General features: G+C 72.3%; 1 protein-coding gene. It reads left to right on the forward strand.

All coding sequences use genetic code 11. The annotated features are described in order from the left end of the window. Positions 1-303: 303 nt before the first annotated feature. The coding region (locus ACOV8S_RS21480) for a LacI family DNA-binding transcriptional regulator (RefSeq protein ID WP_448319520.1) at positions 304-1331 on the forward strand (1028 nt) is incomplete at its 3' end.

Here is a 1331-nt window from a genome sequence, read left to right on the forward strand (position 1 = left end):
GGCGTGGCCGTCGGGTCCGGCTCGATGGCCGCTCTCCGCACGCGACGGGGTACGCCCGGCTGGGGCGGGGGAACTCCGTGAAGCCTCAGGCCGGCTCACGCCTGAGTGGGAGCGCTCCCACTTTCGATCGGTCGTCGACCCGGCGTCAAGACGCGTGCGGAGTCGAAGTAATTCGACACAGTCGAAGCGCTTCGACGAGTATGGACACGCGTGCCCGCCGGGGTTACTGTCCTATCACCCTCGCTTCCCGCTGAGTCGTTCCGCCCTCTGCGTCGAAGCGCTTCACAGAGCTTGGAGAGCCGGATGGTCACCCTCGCCGAGGTCGCCCAGCACGCCGGAGTCTCGGCCAGCACCGTCAGTTACGTCCTCAGCGGCAAGCGCTCCATCTCCGCCGGAACCCGGGAGCGGGTCGAGCACAGCATCCGGGAGCTGGGATACCACCCCAACGCGGGTGCGCGCGCACTGGCCAGCAACCGGTCGAACATCATCGCGTTGATGGTGCCGCTGCGGACCGACATGTACGTGCCGGTGATGATGGAGATAGCGATCGCGGTGGCCACCACGGCCCGCACCCACGGCTACGACGTGCTGCTGCTCACCGGCGAGGAAGGTCCGGACGCGGTGCGCCGGGTCACCAGCAGCGGACTGGCCGACGGCATGATCCTGATGGACGTCGAACTCGACGACGAGCGGCTGCCGTTGCTGCGCGGCGGCGCCGCCGGCCAGGGGCGACCGGGCGGGGAGCAGGAGCAGCCCGCGGTGCTGATCGGGCTGCCGTCCGACACCAGCGGCCTGACCTGTGTCGACCTCGACTTCCGGGCCACCGGCGCGCTGTGCGTGGATCACCTGGCGGCGCTGGGGCACCGGGACGTCGCGGTGATCGGCGAGGCGCCCGCGGTGTACGAGCGGCACACCGGCTTCGCCGAGCGCACCCTGGAGGGGCTGCGGTCGCGGGGGCGGGAGCTGGGGCTGCGGCTGCTGCACCGGCCGTGCGCGGGCGGGTACGACGCGACCGCGGTGACGCTCGCCCGGATCCTGGACGAACGCCCGGACACCACCGGTTTCGTGGTGCAGAACGAGTCGGCGGTCGAGCCCCTGCTCGCGCTGCTGCGCCAGCGGGGCCGGGCCGTGCCCGAGGACGTCTCGGTGGTCGCCATCTGCCCCGAGCAGGTCGCCGTGCAGGCCTCGGTGGCGCTCACCTCCGTCGCCCTTCCGGCGCAGGAGATGGGCCGGGGCGCCGTGGACCACCTGGTCGCCAAGCTCGAGGGGCGGGGCGGCGACGAGGTCGTGCTGCTCGCGCCGGAGCTGACGGTGCGGGCGAGTTCGGGGCC

This window comes from Streptomyces sp. CO7, from assembly GCF_053474865.1.